The sequence below is a fragment of the Streptomyces sp. NPDC053427 genome (assembly GCF_044544985.1).
In the GTDB taxonomy this organism is placed as follows: Bacteria; Actinomycetota; Actinomycetes; order Streptomycetales; family Streptomycetaceae; genus Streptomyces.
Genome location: NZ_JBITYA010000007.1, coordinates 145090 through 160366, shown reverse-complemented (window position 1 = coordinate 160366; position 15277 = coordinate 145090). Strand labels below are relative to the sequence as shown.

Sequence of the window (15277 nt, the reverse complement as noted above, 5' to 3'; positions counted from 1 at the left end):
GTGAGGGTGTCTGGATGGTCCTCGCCCAAGACGCGGCGGCGGCGAGCGAGAACGTCCTCGTGCCTGCGGCGGGCCTCCGCATACTCCCCCAAGGCGTGCAAGCTGCTGGCGAGGCTGCCGGCGGAGGTGAGGGTGTCTGGATGGTCCTCGCCCAAGACGCGGCGGCGGCGAGCGAGGCCGTCCTCGTGCCTGCGGAGGGCCTCCGCATACTCCCCCAAGGCGTGCAAGGTGCTGGCGAGGTTGCCGGCGGAGGTGAGGGTGTCTGGATGGTCCTCGCCCAAGACGCGGCGGCGGCGAGCGAGGCCGTCCTCGTATATGCGGTGGCTCTCCGCATACTTCCCCCAGTAAGCCAGGCTGGTGCCTGCATCGTTGGCGGAGTGCAAGGTACTGGGATGGTCCTCACCCAGAGCACGGCGGCGACGGACGTAGGTTTCTTCAATGATGGAGTGGGCTTTGGCGTAGTCGCCGAGTTCGACGCCCGCGTGCCCCAGATGCTGTGCACAGGTGAGAGTGTCGGGGTGATCTGGCCCCAGATCAGTGCTCCAGGCCTGATGCAGTGCCGTGGCGAGGCCGTGGGCGGCGCGTGGCAGACCGCTGCAGATGAGAAAGCGAGCAGCTTTCAAGAGCGTGGCGCGCAGATCGGGCTGGTCGGCGACGGCGGTGGTGACGTGAGGCGTGGTGAGGTGGGCGGTGAGGGAGGCCCACGTCGGCCAGTCGGCTGGAGATTGCGGTTCGCCAGGGTTGACTGCCGCAAGGATAGCGGTGAGGTCGTCGCAGATCGCTGCGGCCTGGTCAGGGCTGGGCTGTGTGCGCAAGATGGCCTGGGTGAGGCGGTGGATTTGGAAGGTATCGAAGTCGGTGCGTGCCAGTCCGAAGCGGCCAAGGTGCTGGACGGCGTTGCGCAGCCACATTGGGTCGTCCGGGTCGCCGGGAATGGTGGTCAGGCGGGGGCGAGCTGTTTCGAGCCATGCGGTGGGGATGGGGTCGGGGCCGAAGAAGGCGCTTAGGCGGAGCAGGGCGGTGGCGTCGGGGTGGCCGTCGTCCGTGAGGCGGGTGGCGGCGATGCTGACCGTCGCGGCTAGCGGCGCGGGGTAGTCACGGACGTCGCTCTCCTGCAGGAGGCGTGCGGTGTTGGTGGTCAGGAGCTGACGGTAACGGTCCAGGGACATGCCACTGCGCAGGACTCCCGCAGCTTGAGCGAGGGCGAGGGGAAGGTCGCCGAGGTCCCGCGCCAGGAGATCGGCCTGCCCGGTGCTGATTCCCGGGATACGACTCTGGAGGTAGGCCTGAGAGTCGGTCCGGGTGAACACGTCTAGGTCGCTCTGGTGAGCGATCCCGTGCCAGTCGGGGTTGCGCGAAGTAATCACAACGTGGCCGGGACCCTCGGGGAGCCAGGGCTCGATCTGATCGGGCTGGTCAGCGTTGTCGAGAATGAGAAGCCAGCGGTGCCGTGTCCGCAGATGTTGGAGAAGGGCATGGGCGTTGGCCTCGGAGCCGGCGTCGGATTTGGCAATGCCGATGCGGTCGGCAAGTTCGGTGTAGCGGACGGGCAACTGGTCGGCCTGCTCGGCGTCGACCCACCACACCAGGTCGTACTGACTGGCGAATCGGTGGGCGTACTCCAAGACCATCTGGGTCTTTCCGATGCCGCCCATGCCTTGAAGCGCCTGGACCACGGCCTGGTGTCTGCTGAGCAATCCGGTACGAAGCTGGACCATTTCAGCCTCGCGGCCGGAGAAGTCAGGGTTGCGGCGGCGGACGCTCCACACCTCGGGCAGGCCGACGCTACTAGGCAGCCTGGGACGTTGTGGGTCAGGTTCCGTATCCGAATCGGCCGATGCGGCGCCGGGGAAGGCGACCGGACCAGCAGGGGGAACTGGTCCATGGACGGCTTCGAGCAGGGCAGCAGTTGCGGAGGTTTCGTCCAGCCCGTGAAGGCCCTGGTACAGCCTATTCCGCAGGAGGGCGGGGATGTCATCGTCAGTCAGGGCTTCGATCGCCACCGGAACGAGGCGTCCCCGTGTGGCCACGGTGGCCGACCACTCGTCCTGGGTCCATCGCTCAGCGGCGAAGTACGTCTTGGAGAACAGGGCCACCACCGCGTCGGCCTTGTGGAGAGCGAGGTTCATCTTCTGGACGAAGTCGTCCCCGGTGTGCCAATCCCACCGGTCCAGCTCGACCTGGTGTCCGGCCCGCTTGAGCTGCCAGCCGACCCACTCCGCCCAGGCGCGGTCCGGGCCTGCGTAGCTGACGAAGAACCGTTGCGTGGTGTCGGTCACCCTTGACCTCCGAATCGCCTGGCGCTTGTTATGTGGAGTACGGGCCATGATCTCGCGTATAGCGTGGGACAGGGTGGAGAACGCCGAGATCCCGCTGGCAGGAAGAGGGAGCGCAGTGACCCAGGCGCCGAAGAACATTGAAGTCAGGTTGAAGCTACCGATGCTGGAGATCGCAGGCAGCTGGGAGCCGAACGACACGGAGCGGCGCGCCGCCTGGGAGCTATACGTGGAACTGATCACCCGCGTCTCCGTGGTGCCACTACGGGAGGACGAGGGCCTGCTGCGGGAAGCACTGACGAGTCTGTACTCGCTCTTCGGCACCACCCGTGAGATCCTGCGCCGCCATGGGCCGCAGATCGCCGAACCGAAACGGAGCGGCCAGTACAACTTCGGCTACCTGGCCGTGGCCATGCTCAACTTCGGCGTGCGCCCGCTTCTTGCCACCTGGCACCCCGCCCTGGAGGACTGGGAGAGCCGCCGCCCCACCGACTGCTCCCGTCGCGACCACGAACGCGCGTGGCCCCAGGCCGATCAACTCCGCGCCGCCCTGAACGACACCCGCACCAACCTCGCCGTGTATGCCGACCTCCTCGCCACCGCCTGCGGCGTGCCCAACCTCCTCGGCGCCTATCCGAGTCCCCGCTCCTGATGCATCACGAGGCGGAGTCCGGGCGCGCCTCCTGATCGTGGGTGAGCATTGGCGCCCGTTGCCAGCCACCTTGGATCGGCTGCTCAAGCGCCGTCTGCCGGCCGCCTGAGACGCGACTGCCGTCAATTGGTGCCGTCAAAGGCCCCAGACCATGATCGGTCCGGGGCCTTTTGGCTGGTGCCCCCGGCAGGATTCGAACCTGCGACACCCGCTTTAGGAGGGGGATCGAATCCTTGCCGGGTGGTGCCTGACGCTGCCGGGTGGTGCTGTTTCACCTGCTCAGCGCCGTGAGGTGTCGTACTCGATCCCGATCACGACACCTCGTGCCGGACAGTCCGCTCACGCATCGCGCACGCATGAAGGGGGTGTGTGCGGGCTCGTCGCCGGGAGTCTGACGTACAACTGGGCCGCACCCGCCCGCCAAGGTGCGGGCCGGCGCGCTCCGGGGAATCGCTCAGGCACCGCTCGGTGGACACAGGGTGTGCCCGCGTCTCATGCCGTAGTGCACGCTCGTGCCGCCTCACCGAGGCGGCGGACGCCCTCTGCGAGGTCGGCGGGGTCCTCCGAGGCCGCGAAACCGAGCCTCAGGCAGGCGCCCGGTTGCTCGGCCGGGAAGAAGCGGGCGCCCGCGTTGACCGCCACGCCATGGGCCCGTGCCGCGTCCGCGACGGCGGAGTCCTCAAGGCCGGGCGGGAGTTGGACCCACAGATGCAGGCCACCCTCCGGGATCCGGGTCGGCGTCCAGTCGGGCAGTTCGCGCGCCATGGTTCCGGCCAGTACCGCGCAACGCTCCCTCAGGTGCGTGGAAAGGGCGCGCAGATGCCGGTCCCACGCGGGGGTGCTCACCAGCTCCACGGCCGCCTCCTGTAGCGGCCTGGCGACGAAGAAGTCGTCCACCCGGCGCATCCCCTGCAGTCTTCGCATCACCGGTCCACGGGCGATCACCGCCCCGATGCGCAGGCTCGGCGAGGCCGGCTTGGTCAGCGAGGTCAGCTGGACCACCGTGCCGTCGCGGTCGTCCGCGACCAGGGGGAGGGGCACCGGGCCGCCGTGGCCGAGGTGGCGGGCGAAGTCGTCCTCGATGAGGAACGCCCCGGCGGCGCGGGCCACGTCCACGACCTGGCGGCGTCGCGCCGGTGCGAGCACGGTGCCGGTCGGATTGTGGAAGGTGGGCTGGCAGTACAGCAGCCGGGCGCCGGTCACGGCGAAGGCGTCGGCCAGCAGGTCGGGGCGGATACCGTCGCCGTCCATCGGTACGGCCACCGGGCGCAGCCCCGCCGCGCGGGCGGCGGCCAGCGCGCCCGGGTACGTCGGCGACTCCACCAGCACCGGGCTGCCCGGCGCGGCCAGCGCCCGGAACAGCATCGACAGTGCGCCCTGGCCGCCGCCGGTGACCAGCACGTCCTCCGGGCCGACGGCGCTCCCCGCCGCTTGGGCGAAGATCGCGCGCAGCGGCGCCAGGCCCGCTGCGGGTGCCCGGTCCCAGGCGCCGGGACGGCGGGCCGCGCGGGCCAGCGCCGCGCTCAACGCCCGTTCCGGGCGGAGCGATGGGTGCAGATAGCCGCCTGCCATGGCGATCACGCCCGTGGGCGGCGCATCCGAAAGGTCTTCCGCGGCGCCCGGATCGAAGTCACGTCCGGCGAGTGCCACTGCCTGCCAGGAGGTGTCCGGCGCATCGGCGGCCGAGCGAGCGCGGCGCGGGGCGACGTAGGTGCCGCTGCCCGGGCGGGTGACCACCTCGCCCTCGGCTGCCAGTTGGGCGAACGCCCTGGACACCGTCACCGGGCTGACGCCATGACGCCCCGTCAGCTCCCGGCTGCTGGGCAGTCGGTCGCCGGGCGCGAGGCGGGCAATCTCGGTGCGGAGCATCCCTACCAACGCCTCAGTACTGCTACTCTCAGACATGAGACAACAGAGTAACGCTTTCCTCCCTGCTGGAGAATCGCTCCTCGACACGGCGGCGGAGATTGCGGCGCTGCGCGCCGACACCCCGGGCTGCGAGTCGGTCATCCACTTCAACAACGCGGGCTGCGGCCTGGTGGCCCGCCCGGTCCTCGCGGCGATGACCGACCACCTCCAACTGGAGGCGGAAATCGGTGGATACGAGGCCTCCGCCGCACAGGAAGCCCAGGTCCGCGACTTCTACGCGTCGATCGCCGACCTCCTGGGCACCGGCCCCGGCAACATCGCCTTCGCCGGCAGCGCGACCCATGCGTACACCAAGGCCCTGTCGGCGATCGACTTCCGGGCCGGCGACACCATCCTCACCACACGCAACGACTTCATCTCCAACCAGATCGCGTTCCTCGCCCTGCGCAATCGGTTCGGCGTCGAGATCATCCACGCCCCCGACCACCCCGACGGCAGCGGCGTCGACGTCGACGCCATGGCGGCGCTCATGCGTTCCCACCGCCCCCGCCTTGTCGCCGCGACGCATGTGCCCACCAACTCCGGCCTCGTGCAGCCGGTGGCCGAGATCGGCCGCCACTGCCGGGAGCTGGGCCTGCTCTACCTCGTGGACGCCTGCCAGTCGGTGGGGCAGTACGCGCTCGACGTGGACGAGATCGGCTGCGACCTGCTCACCGCGACCTGCCGTAAGTTCCTGCGCGGCCCTCGCGGTTCGGGCTTCCTCTACGTCTCCGACCGCGTTCTGCGGGAGGGCTACGAGCCCCTGTTCATCGACATGTACGGCGCCCGTTGGGTCGGGCCCGACACGTACCGGCCGGTGGACAGCGCGGCACGGTTCGAGGAGTGGGAGTTCCCGTACGCCACCCTGCTCGGCTGCGCGGCGGCGGTGCGCTACGCCCTTCGGGTCGGCCTGGAGCCGATCTCCCGCCGGACGCCCGCGCTGGCTGCCCGGCTGCGCGACCAGCTGGCCGCCATCCCCGGCATACGGGTCCTCGACGGCGGCCCGGCTCCGGCGGCGCTCGTCACCTTCGAGGTCGAGGGCTGGCAGCCGCAGCCGTTCAAGACGGCCCTGGACGAGCGGGGCGTCAACTCGGCTTTGAGCTTCCGGGAGTTCGCGCAGTACGACTTCAACGACAAGGACGTCGACTGGTGCCTCCGCCTGTCACCGCACTACTACAACACCGAGGACGAGGTCGACACGGTCGCCGCAGCCGTCGCTGAACTCGCCGAGCACGGGCAGAAGACCCGCTGATGGCGTCGGCGCGGATGGCGGCGGCCGGCCCGGAGGCGGCTGCCGGGAAACCACCCAGAACCCTCTGGCGCAACGGGGACTTCCTCACGTTCTGGCTGGGCGAGACCCTGTCGCTGCTCGGCACCCAGGTGACGACCCTCGCGCTGCCCCTCACCGCCATCCGCGCGTTCGGGGCGAGCGACGAGCAGGTGGGACTGCTGCGGTTCGTGCAGCTCGCCCCCTACCTCGGCCTCGCCCTGATCTTCGGGGTGTGGGTGGACCGGGTCCGCAGGCGCAGGGTCATGCTTGCGGCGAACCTGGTCCGGATGGTCCTGCTGGCGCTGGTCCCCGTCCTGTACTGGGCGGACGCCCTCAGCATGGTCACCCTGACGGTCATCGCGTGCGCCGTCGGTGTCGCGTCGGTGCTGTTCGACGTGAGCTGGATGTCGTACGTCCCCACCCTGGTCCGCGACCCCGGTCACTATGTCGAGGCGAGCGCGAAGATGGGAGTCAGCTCCTCCACGGCGGATGTGGCGGGGCCCGGTCTGGCGGGCGTCCTGGTGTCGGCGCTGACCGCACCGGTGGCACTGATCGTGGACGCCTTCTCGTACCTGGTCTCCGTGATCTCCCTGCTGCTCATCCGCACCCCCGAGCCGCGTCCGGAGCAGGGCGCTCGCCGCCACATCTGGTCGGAGCTGCGGGACGGCCTCGGCTGGGTCATGAGGGACAGGATCCTGCGAGCCCTGGCGCTCGTCGGGTTTTGCTGCAACTTCTCCATGATCACCATATGGACGATGTTCCTGCTCCACGGCACCCGCGACCTCCACCTCGCCCCGTCGGTTCTCGGCGGCATCTTCGCCACGGCCTCGGTGGGCGGCCTCATCGGCGCATTGATCTCCGGACGGGTGATCAAACGGTTCCGCCTCGGACGCGTCTACCTGCTGGCCCAGTCGGCCCTGCTGCTCGGCCCGACCCTCCTGGCCACCGCCGCCGGACCGAACTGGCTGGTGATCGCGATGTGCGTGGCGTCCTTCTTCGTCACGTACCTGGGACTCGGCGTCGCCAATGTCATCATCGTCAGCCTCCGGCAGACGAGCACTCCCGCGTCGATGATGGGGCGGATGACCGCGGCTTTCCGGACGCTGCTGTTCGGCGGCGGCGCACTCGGTGGTCTGTCCGCCGGTCTCCTGACCGGCGCGCTCGGCGGCCAAGGCGCCCTGACCGTCGCGGCGATCGGCTCCGCCGCCGTGGCGATCGGACTCTTCGCGTCCCCGGTCACCAGGCTGGCAGCACTGCCGTCACCGGCGGAGCTGCGTATGGAGTGAACGCCGACGCCAACTGCGACGCCGACGCCGACGCCGTCGCACCGAGGCCGTCGTGGTGTGCTTTCCGCGATCGTGGCTTCGCCGCCGGAGACGGGGACGGAGGCCGTTTCCGCTGGGGAGACAAGCACCTTGGGTATGCGTTCCGGCCGAACGGCGCCTTCGATCGTCCGTTCCGGACCGCCAAGGAGATGGAAGGCGCGAAAATCCCAGCAACGCGGGGAGCATCTCGGGCGTTTCGTCCGCCGTGACCGGCCCGCCGTTCGCGCACGCCGCGCGTCCCTGACCGTACATACCGCTGATCTGGCGCCCCGGCAGGATTCGAACCTGCGACACCCGCTTCAGGAGCAGGTTCGAATCCGTGTCCGTTGGTGTGCGTTCCTGCCGCGTGGTGCTGTTCTACCTGATCAGAGCCACGCGGCAGGATCGTCAATCCTGTCCAGCTCGGCCTATGTTGTGCCGTCCGCTCACGCACCGCTCACGCATGCGGGGGCACTCCGCCCGGTGGTGGAGCCGGTGGGGTTCTTGCTGGTGTGGCTTACCCGGTGGTGTAGATGGCTTGCATTTCGTCGTGGAGGTAGTCCCCCGCGCGTACGGGGGAGTAGGACCTGCGGCCGATGGGAGCCGACAGCGACGTGATGCTGGTGCCGGGTGCGCAGGAGTGGAAGTACACCAGTGAGGTGAGCTCCTCCCCCGGGGCGTCGGGCGGCGGGGGCAGGACACGATGGCGCCCCGAGCGCCAGCGGTCTCCGCTCCAACGGGCCATCAAATCACCGATGTTGAGGGTGACGGTGCCGGGTTCGTAGGGGGCGTCGTGCCAGCCGTCCTCGTCGTCGTGGACCTGAAGGCCGCCCTGGCCTCGCTGTCGGTCCAAGAGGGTGATGAGGCCGAAGTCGGTGTGCGGTCCGATGCGGAACTGGCCAGGGGCGGCGGGACCGGTCTCACTGGCCGCCGGGTACCAGTTGATGGTGAAGTCCCATTGCGGGCAGGCGGTGTGGCGGGTGAAGAAGTCGGTTGGCATGTCCAAGGCCGTCGCCATGACTTCGAGGACGGTATCGGCCAGGCTGCGCATCTGCTCGGTGTACTCGGTGACCAGTGGTTGAAGGGACGGGATCTCGTCGGGCCAGCGGCTGGGCAGCCGTTGTGCGCGCCCGGGGCGCGTGGTGGAGCCGGCGCCGCATGACCAGACCTCCAGCAGGTCCGGCGGCGTGTGGGAGCCCTCGGACCGGGCGGTGGCCACGCGCTCCCGGCCGATCCATCCGCGTCGGCCCGTGTCCTGGGCGTAGCGTTCCTTGACGGCCGGGGGAAGGTGGAAGAAGTCGTAGGCTGCGGCGCGTACTTGGCCGGCCAGATCCGGTGTGATGCCGTGTCCGGTCAGCAGGAGGAATCCGGTGGACTTGAGGGCCTGATCGACGTCGGTCGCGAGGTGATTCCGGGATGCGCTGTCGTTCGGGTACCAGTGACTGAGGTCGATGACCGGAATGCGGGTGGAGGCCATATGGCGTCTCCCTTCGATGTCGGTTGGTGCTGCTGGGCGGGGCCGGGGCCGGGGCATGGGCAGGTCGGCGGGGGGCGCGCTCACTCGGCTGCTGCTGTCGCCGACCGGGTGTCAGGGTCTGGAGCCGGGGGCGTCGGGGGCGGGGGTGGCCCGGTGCGGGTCAGCCACAGCACGAGGGCGGCGCAAGCCAGGGTGGCGGCTGCGGCGGTGAGGGCAAGGGTGTTGTGACCAGTGGCGAAGGCGGCGCGCAGTGTGTGCTCAAGAACGGGGCGATGGCTGCTGGGAACGGTCGCGAGGAGAGTGTCGGCGCCGCCGCCGGACAAGGTCTGCGCGGTGCTGCCGGGGTCGGCGACCTCGCCGTGCAGGGCGTCGGCCATGGCGGAGGCGGCCAGCGTGCCGAAGGCAGCGACGCCGAACGCGTAACCGAGCTGTTCGAAAGTGCTGTAGGCGCCACTGGCCATGCCCGCGCGCTCGCCGGGAGCCGAGCCGAGCGCGAGGGAGGCGGCGACCTGAAAGATCAGGCCCATGCCGACTCCGCTCAGGGCCAGGCCGCCCACCAGGGCCGGCCAGCCGGAATCGGGGCCGAGGAAGCCGAGAGCCCCCACACCGAGTCCGGCGAAACCGAGGCCGAGACAGGAACCCAGGCGCGGGGAGGGCTTGGGTATCAGCCGCCCGCTGACCACCGCCACCAGAGCGGCGGCCGCCGCATGGGGTAGCACGACGAGTCCGGTGCCAGTCGGCGAGAGGTGCTGAACGGACTGCAGCCACAGCGAGGTGTAGGGGAGGATCCCGTACACCGCGCCCTCGCCCACCGCGATCGTGAGCATCGCGGCCGTGAATGCCGGGCGGCGGAACAGAGACAGGTCGAGCAGAGGGTGAGTGCTGCGCCGCTGCGTGCGTACGAACAGCACGAGCGCCGCCGCTGCGCTGCCCAGCGGCGCCAGTGTGCGCGGGGACGTCCATCCCTGGGCGTGTGCCTCGGTCAACGCGTAGACGAATCCGCCCGCGCCGAGGGCGAACAGCAGCAGGCCGGGAATGTCCAGGCGTCGCGAGGCATCCCGCGTCGGCGTGGAGCGCGGGATGTAGCGAAAGGTCATGGCCAGGGCGAGTGCGGTGACGGGGACGTTGGCGTAGAAGATCCACCGCCAGTCCAGAGCCTGGGTGAGCAGACCGCCCAGAATCGGTTTCAGCGCGGAGGCGCTTGCGGCGACCGCGGCCCAGGCGCCGAAGGCCAGTCCCAGGCGACGCCCGGAGTACAGAGTGCTGATCAGGGACAGGGTGGTGGTGAACATCGCCGCGGCCCCCAGGCCCTGTACGACGCGAGCGGCGATCAGCACGCCCATGCTCGGCGACAGCGCGCAGGCGATGGAGGCCAGCGCGAACACGATCAGGCCGCCCGCATACATGCGGCGCCTGCCGTGCAGGTCGGCGAGCATCCCGGCGGCAAGGAGCGCGGCGGCCACCGCGAGTGCGTAGCCGTCGGCGACCCATTGGAGCTGCGACAGTGACGAGCCCAGGGAGTCGGATATGGCCGGCAGGGCGACCAGCACGATGGTGACGTCGACGAGCAGGATGAAGGTGCCCAGACAGATGGCGGCCAGCGGCCCCCAGATGCGCATGCGAAACAGCTTTCGTCGGGGTGGTGAGAAGGACTTCACCACCATCCGAACCCGTCCGCCCCTGCCCAAGCCGTATCCTCGAACGTGGAAAAATCAGGCGAAGGAAAGGTGCCCGGCGGTGAATTCCGTCATCTTGGACGACCTCGACCAGCGCCTGCTCCTGGCCCTCCAGCTCGACGGCCGGGCCCACTTCAGCCGCATCGCGCGCGACCTCGACGTCTCCGAACGCACCATCACCCGCCGTTACCAGCGCCTGCGTGCCCTGGGCCTGCGCGTCGTCGGCCAACCCGTGGCCTCGCGTCTCGGCCTGACCCGCTGGCTGCTGCGTCTGCACTGCACGCCGGACGCCGCCGGCAGCATCGCCGAGGCGCTCGCCCGCCGTTCCGACACCTACTGGGTCACGCTCGCCTCAGGCGGCACCGAGGTGTACTGCGCCTTCAACGTCCGTACGTCTGACCAGCGCAATGCCCTGTTGCTACAGAAACTCCCCCACACCCCGCAGGTGCTTTCCGTGAGCGCTCACTGCATGCTGCGCATCTTCGTCGGTGCCACCAGCACGTGGCACGCCACCCGCTTCCGGCCCGAAGGTGCCGCTCCCGCGGTGGATTCCGGCACCCCCACAGCCGCTCCCCTGCCCCTGGACCCCACCGACCGCACCCTGTTCACCGAACTGGCCCGCGACGGCCGCCTGACCTTGCCCGAACTCGCCACAGCGGCCGGCCGCTCTCCCTCCAGCATCCAGCGGCACCTGGACCGCCTCCGGGGCGAAGGAGCCCTCAGCTTCGCCGTCGACTTCGATACCCAGCTGCTCGGCTACCACATGACCACCCGACTCTGGCTGAACGTCACCCCCGCGCACCTGCGCACCGTTGGGGAGGCATTGGCCACCCACCCGCAGATCGCCTTCGCCGCCGCCGTCACCGGCGACTCGAACCTCGTCGCCAGCGGCATCTTCCGCGACCCGGCCGACCTGTACGACTACATCGATCAGCGCATCAGTCGGCTCTCCGGTATTCAGAGCATCCAGACCGCGCCCACCCTTCGCGAAGTGAAACGCGTCGCTCCCGCCGTGCCGTGAGGAGTACCGGCTCTGGCCGAGCTGGGGCGGGGCGAGATCCACCTGCCGCCTGCGCGGAGATCGGCTACCCGATTCCCCGGCATGTGATCGCCGACATGGAGTCCGGCAGTCGAGCCGTCCCGTTCACGCAAAGCGGCCCCAGACGAGGAGTCCGGGGCCGACCAATCCCCTCCCTGAGGAAGAAACCCCAGGTCAGAGTGGCAATGCGTGGTGCCCCCGGCAGGATTCGAACCTGCGACACCCGCTTTAGGAGAGCGGTGCTCTATCCCCTGAGCTACGGAGGCGGGGGCTTGCAGATGGCCGTGCTGAAAACCCCGGAGTGGGGGCCTCGGCCGGTGTCGCAAACCTCCTGGTCGGCTGCCGTACCGGGGGTGCTGGGGGCGGGGTCCTCGCGGACGCTTTCCCGAGCGTGTGACCTGGTAGGCGGCTGACCGGTGACAGCCTAGCGGATCGTGCTCCGCGGGTGCGCCCGCATCAGGGGTCGGGCCTGGGCGGCTGCGCGGATGGGTGGATGACCTGCGGAAATGAGTGCGGATCCGGGGGGTGGCGCGAGGGCTCTTGTGGCGCGGTGCGGCGACGGGGGAGGTTTGTTGTGTCCCGTCGCCGGTCGGCGCGTGCTGCCGTGGTCGCGTCGTTGAGGGTGATGAGGGCCACGCGTCGCGGGAGTGGCGTTCGTGGCCTCCGGCCGGTCCACGGTGTCCGCGCCTGCCCCACAGCTCCGGCCCACCCTCCGGCGACGTCGTCGGCACCCTTTCGGTCGGAGGGTCAACTCCCCGGTTTTGGGGCGGAGTTCCGTCGCTCGTGAGGGTGGAAGTGAGGCGCCTGTCGGGGGTGCCCGGGTCGGGCTGCGGGGGAGGGCGGTGGGTGTTGCGGTCGTGGGGAGGGCCGGTCTCAGTTCACCGCTTTCTTGATGAGTGTGCCGATGCGGGCCTCGTCGGCGGCGGTCAGCTGCGTCAGGGCGTAGGCGGTCGGCCACAGGGTGCCTTCGTCGAGGGCCGCCTGGTCGCTGAAGCCGAGCGTGGCGTATCTCGTCTTGAACTTCTGCGCGCTCTGGAAGAAGCAGAGGACCTTGCCGTTCTTGGCATACGCGGGCATCCCGTACCAGAGCTTCGGCGAGAGGGTCGGCGCGTTGGCTTTGACGAGGTCATGGAGCCGTTCGGCGAGGACGCGGTCCGCTTCCGGCATCTCGGCGATCTTCGCGAGCACCTCGCTCTCCGGGTCCGGCTTGGCCGCGCGCGGGCTGCGGCGCGCGGTCTTCAGCTCCTTGGCGCGCTCCTTCATCGCGGCGCGTTCCTCGTCCGTGAATCCGTCGTGCTGCTCGTCGACCGCGCCGGTGGTCTTGGCGGACGTCTGCGTGGGCTTCATGGCAGTTTCCTCTCTCGGCAAGCGTGCAAGGCGTGCAAGGGTTGGAAGGCTTGGGAGGCTGGGGAAGGGGTGATGGCTTGCTGGGGTTGGTCGTGGCCGTCTTGGGGAGGGCCGCCGCGGTGGTGCTGAGGGGGAGGCCGATCCGGCCTTCTGGCACGCTGCAACCTCCCGTGGCACACCGCGTTCCGCGGGACGTGCCAGGTCGCAGGTCGCAGGTACGGAGTCGGCGTTCCCGTGGCAGTCAGGCGAGCCAGCGGCTGTTGCGCATGAGGTCCCGGCCCGGCAGTTCGTTCGCCTCGCGCCAGGCCTGGATGCGTCGCGGACGGATCAGGAAGTACGGGTAGGGGCCGTCGAGTTCGCGCGGGTCGAAACCGGTCCTGGCCGCGAACGCGTCGCCCGTCCCCGGCGCGAGCTCGGCGATGTCCACCGGCTCGGCGCCCGAACCCCGGCAGCGGTGGTTCAGGGCGCGGGTGTCAGCGAGGCGGCCTCCCAGGCGAACCCGTCCGGGTCGGTGAAGGGCTCGGCGCCGCCGCCCAGCACGAGGCGGTGCGATCCCGTGCCGTCGGCGGGAACGCCGACGTCCTTGGCGAGGGCACGGCGCCCGTACAGCGCCAGTTTGACGGGGCTCGCATCAGTGGCGAACTCGACGTACTTGCGCCCGAAGCTCTTTGCCACGGTGAGACCGCGGTCGACGTAGAACTGCCTGCTCGCGGCCACGTCCGCGGCTCCCAGCAGGAGCACGATCCGGTCGAATTGCCGGGTGTCCGGGCCGGTGTCCTTCTTCGCCGACGACGCGATCTTCCAGATCGTCCCGTCCGGGGCCTGTATGACGCCGCCGTAGCCCCAGAGCGACTTCGAGGCGGGCTTCAGCGGCGTGGCACCCGCGTCGAGGGCGGCGTCGATGAAGCTGTTGACGGTGGCCGGCTGGGACACCGTGAGCGACAGCGAGAACCCACGGAAGCCGGTCGTCGGCGCCTCCGAGGCCCGCAGGCGCACCTGGGTGCCCAGTCCGAAGGCGGTGTAGAAGCGGTGGGCGGCCGTGGTGTCGGCCACCTCGAGGGTGACGGTTTCGATGGAAGTCATGTCCATCACGCTAGGTGCGGCTCGGTCGCCGGTGCTTCTTGATTCCTGACGGGTCTGGTCACCTGTTTCGCCACGCACGACGGCATGCCCGCGGCAGCGCCCGCCGTCCGGCGCTGGTAGGCGCTGGGCGGCATGCCGACCAGCTCGGCGAAGCGGGTGCTGAAGGTGCCCAGCGACGAGCAGCCGACCTCGAAGCAGACCTCGGTGACGCTGAGGTCGCCACGGCGCAGCAGCGCCATCGCACGCTCGATGCGGCGCGTCATCAGGTAGGAGTACGGCGATTCACCGTAGGCGAGCCGGAACTGCCGGCTGAGGTGCCCGGCCGACATGTTCGCGCCGCGGGCGAGTGCCTCGACGTTGAGCGGCTGTGCGTACTCCCGGTCGATCCGGTCGCGGACGCGGCGCAGTCGCGCGAGGTCGCTCAGGCGCTGCGCAGCGGTAAGTGCGCTCATCCACGCAGGATGACACATGAGAGGACTCCCTCTGTTCGCTTTATTCGATTGTGCGGGGGCTTGGGTACGGGCCGTTCCGGGGTACGGGCTGCCCGGTTACGGGCTGAGGGGAGCCGGCGGTGGCGGCGTGCGGCCGGTGGCCGGCTCGCGTAGGACGCGGGAGCGGGGAAGCGCCGGCCACCGGGTGGGGATCGCTTGCCGGACGGCTCAGCGGAGCTCTTGGATGCGGATCAGGTTGCCCGCGGGGTCGCGGAAGGCGCAGTCGCGGACGCCGTAGGGCTGCTCGGTCGGCTCCTGGACGACCTCGGCGTCGCCGGCCTGCACCTTTTCGAAGGTGTCGTCGAGGTTCCGGGTGGCCAGCAGGATCCAGCCGTAGGTGCCCTTGGCCATCATCTCGACGATGGTGCGGCGCTCGTCCTCGGTGATCCCGGGGTCGGCGGCCGGCGGGGCCAGGAGGAGGGAAGTGCCGGGCTGGTCGACGGGCCCGACCGTGATCCAGCGCATCTTGCCTTGTCCGACGTCGCTGCGGACCTCGAAGCCGAGGGTGTCGCGGTAGAAGGCCACGGAGGCGTCCGGGTCGTCATGGGGGAGAGCGGCCGTGTGAATGGTGATGTCCATGGCCGTCACGTTAGCTGCGGCGCGGTGGCCGGGGCTTCTTGATTCCTGATCCGTCCGGCCGCCTGTCGCGCGCCGCCCGCATCGTGCGGAAACGGGCCGGCGACGGGCCGGAGACGGAAGCGCCGGGGCCCGTGGGGTTGGCCTCGGACGGCCCGCCGGCCCCTTCCGCAGAAAG

13 protein-coding genes and 2 tRNA genes are annotated in these 15277 nt (G+C 69.9%); 4 read left to right on the top strand and 11 right to left on the bottom strand.

From position 1 onward, the window contains the following. The coding region (gene fxsT, locus ACIGWZ_RS20935) for an FxSxx-COOH system tetratricopeptide repeat protein (RefSeq protein WP_400066734.1) at nucleotides 1-2279 on the bottom strand (2279 nt) is incomplete at its 3' end. A gap of 160 nt (nucleotides 2280-2439) precedes the next feature. On the opposite strand from fxsT, the gene ACIGWZ_RS20930 reads away from it, so the two are divergent. Further along, complete coding sequence (locus ACIGWZ_RS20930) at nucleotides 2440-2928, top strand: hypothetical protein (RefSeq protein ID WP_400066732.1); 489 nt, start codon at nucleotides 2440-2442, stop codon at nucleotides 2926-2928. A 492-nt stretch (nucleotides 2929-3420) separates the two neighbouring features. On the opposite strand, the gene ACIGWZ_RS20925 is transcribed toward ACIGWZ_RS20930, so the two are convergent. Then, nucleotides 3421-4833, bottom strand: coding sequence for a PLP-dependent aminotransferase family protein (locus ACIGWZ_RS20925; protein ID WP_400066730.1), 1413 nt, complete (start codon nucleotides 4831-4833; stop codon nucleotides 3421-3423). Here ACIGWZ_RS20925 and ACIGWZ_RS20920 point away from each other — a divergent pair. Further along, nucleotides 4832-6088 carry an aminotransferase class V-fold PLP-dependent enzyme gene (locus tag ACIGWZ_RS20920; RefSeq protein WP_400066728.1) on the top strand — a complete coding sequence of 419 codons (1257 nt, stop codon included), beginning with the start codon at nucleotides 4832-4834 and terminating at the stop codon, nucleotides 6086-6088. The genes ACIGWZ_RS20925 and ACIGWZ_RS20920 overlap by 2 nt on opposite strands. After that, nucleotides 6088-7392 carry an MFS transporter gene (locus ACIGWZ_RS20915; RefSeq protein ID WP_400066726.1) on the top strand — a complete coding sequence of 435 codons (1305 nt, stop codon included), beginning with the start codon at nucleotides 6088-6090 and terminating at the stop codon, nucleotides 7390-7392. Before ACIGWZ_RS20920 ends, ACIGWZ_RS20915 begins: the two co-directional genes overlap by 1 nt. 301 nt (nucleotides 7393-7693) lie before the next feature. Here ACIGWZ_RS20915 and ACIGWZ_RS20910 read toward each other — a convergent pair. From ACIGWZ_RS20910 to ACIGWZ_RS20900, 3 genes are all read right to left on the bottom strand, one after another. Then, a tRNA-Ser gene (locus tag ACIGWZ_RS20910) sits at nucleotides 7694-7784 on the bottom strand. Nucleotides 7785-7927: 143 nt separating this feature from the next. Then, nucleotides 7928-8887 carry an isopenicillin N synthase family dioxygenase gene (locus tag ACIGWZ_RS20905; RefSeq protein WP_400066724.1) on the bottom strand — a complete coding sequence of 320 codons (960 nt, stop codon included), beginning with the start codon at nucleotides 8885-8887 and terminating at the stop codon, nucleotides 7928-7930. A gap of 80 nt (nucleotides 8888-8967) precedes the next feature. Then, on the bottom strand, nucleotides 8968-10506 hold the full coding sequence (locus tag ACIGWZ_RS20900; protein WP_400066722.1) for a DHA2 family efflux MFS transporter permease subunit: 1539 nt from the start codon (nucleotides 10504-10506) through the stop codon (nucleotides 8968-8970). Between ACIGWZ_RS20900 and ACIGWZ_RS20895 the strand changes: the two genes are divergently transcribed. After that, a complete protein-coding gene (locus tag ACIGWZ_RS20895; RefSeq protein WP_400066720.1) occupies nucleotides 10478-11584 on the top strand; it encodes an AsnC family transcriptional regulator in 1107 nt (368 codons plus the stop codon). The two genes, ACIGWZ_RS20900 and ACIGWZ_RS20895, sit on opposite strands and share 29 nt — an antisense overlap. Nucleotides 11585-11792: 208 nt before the next feature. On the opposite strand, the gene ACIGWZ_RS20890 is transcribed toward ACIGWZ_RS20895, so the two are convergent. The 6 genes from ACIGWZ_RS20890 to ACIGWZ_RS20865 form a co-directional block, all read right to left on the bottom strand. Further along, nucleotides 11793-11868: transfer RNA gene (locus ACIGWZ_RS20890), tRNA-Arg, on the bottom strand. 607 nt (nucleotides 11869-12475) lie between these two features. Beyond that, nucleotides 12476-12949, bottom strand: a complete 474-nt coding sequence (locus ACIGWZ_RS20885) for an iron chaperone (RefSeq protein WP_400066719.1) — start codon at nucleotides 12947-12949, stop codon at nucleotides 12476-12478. Between the two features lie 241 nt (nucleotides 12950-13190). Further along, nucleotides 13191-13376, bottom strand: a complete 186-nt coding sequence (locus tag ACIGWZ_RS20880) for a hypothetical protein (RefSeq protein ID WP_400066717.1) — start codon at nucleotides 13374-13376, stop codon at nucleotides 13191-13193. Between the two features lie 32 nt (nucleotides 13377-13408). Further along, nucleotides 13409-14032, bottom strand: coding sequence for a glyoxalase (locus ACIGWZ_RS20875; RefSeq protein WP_400066716.1), 624 nt, complete (start codon nucleotides 14030-14032; stop codon nucleotides 13409-13411). A 5-nt stretch (nucleotides 14033-14037) separates the two neighbouring features. Beyond that, the gene (locus ACIGWZ_RS20870) at nucleotides 14038-14484 is read right to left on the bottom strand and encodes a helix-turn-helix transcriptional regulator (protein ID WP_400066715.1); all 447 of its coding nucleotides are present in this window, start codon (nucleotides 14482-14484) and stop codon (nucleotides 14038-14040) included. Nucleotides 14485-14691: 207 nt separating this feature from the next. Continuing rightward, complete coding sequence (locus ACIGWZ_RS20865) at nucleotides 14692-15102, bottom strand: VOC family protein (RefSeq protein WP_400066713.1); 411 nt, start codon at nucleotides 15100-15102, stop codon at nucleotides 14692-14694. Nucleotides 15103-15277 lie beyond the last annotated feature (175 nt).

Bases quoted from the DNA above. Each gene is read 5' to 3' on its own strand.
- ACIGWZ_RS20930 (WP_400066732.1), top strand. From the start codon at position 2,440: ATGCTGGAGATCGCAGGCAGCTGGGAGCCGAACGACACGGAGCGGCGC.
- ACIGWZ_RS20920 (WP_400066728.1), top strand. From the start codon at position 4,832: ATGAGACAACAGAGTAACGCTTTCCTCCCTGCTGGAGAATCGCTCCTC.
- ACIGWZ_RS20925 (WP_400066730.1), bottom strand. From the start codon at position 4,833: ATGTCTGAGAGTAGCAGTACTGAGGCGTTGGTAGGGATGCTCCGCACC.
- ACIGWZ_RS20915 (WP_400066726.1), top strand. From the start codon at position 6,088: ATGGCGTCGGCGCGGATGGCGGCGGCCGGCCCGGAGGCGGCTGCCGGG.
- ACIGWZ_RS20905 (WP_400066724.1), bottom strand. From the start codon at position 8,887: ATGGCCTCCACCCGCATTCCGGTCATCGACCTCAGTCACTGGTACCCG.
- ACIGWZ_RS20895 (WP_400066720.1), top strand. From the start codon at position 10,478: ATGGCGGCCAGCGGCCCCCAGATGCGCATGCGAAACAGCTTTCGTCGG.
- ACIGWZ_RS20900 (WP_400066722.1), bottom strand. From the start codon at position 10,506: ATGCGCATCTGGGGGCCGCTGGCCGCCATCTGTCTGGGCACCTTCATC.
- ACIGWZ_RS20885 (WP_400066719.1), bottom strand. From the start codon at position 12,949: ATGAAGCCCACGCAGACGTCCGCCAAGACCACCGGCGCGGTCGACGAG.
- ACIGWZ_RS20875 (WP_400066716.1), bottom strand. From the start codon at position 14,032: ATGACTTCCATCGAAACCGTCACCCTCGAGGTGGCCGACACCACGGCC.
- ACIGWZ_RS20870 (WP_400066715.1), bottom strand. From the start codon at position 14,484: ATGAGCGCACTTACCGCTGCGCAGCGCCTGAGCGACCTCGCGCGACTG.
- ACIGWZ_RS20865 (WP_400066713.1), bottom strand. From the start codon at position 15,102: ATGGACATCACCATTCACACGGCCGCTCTCCCCCATGACGACCCGGAC.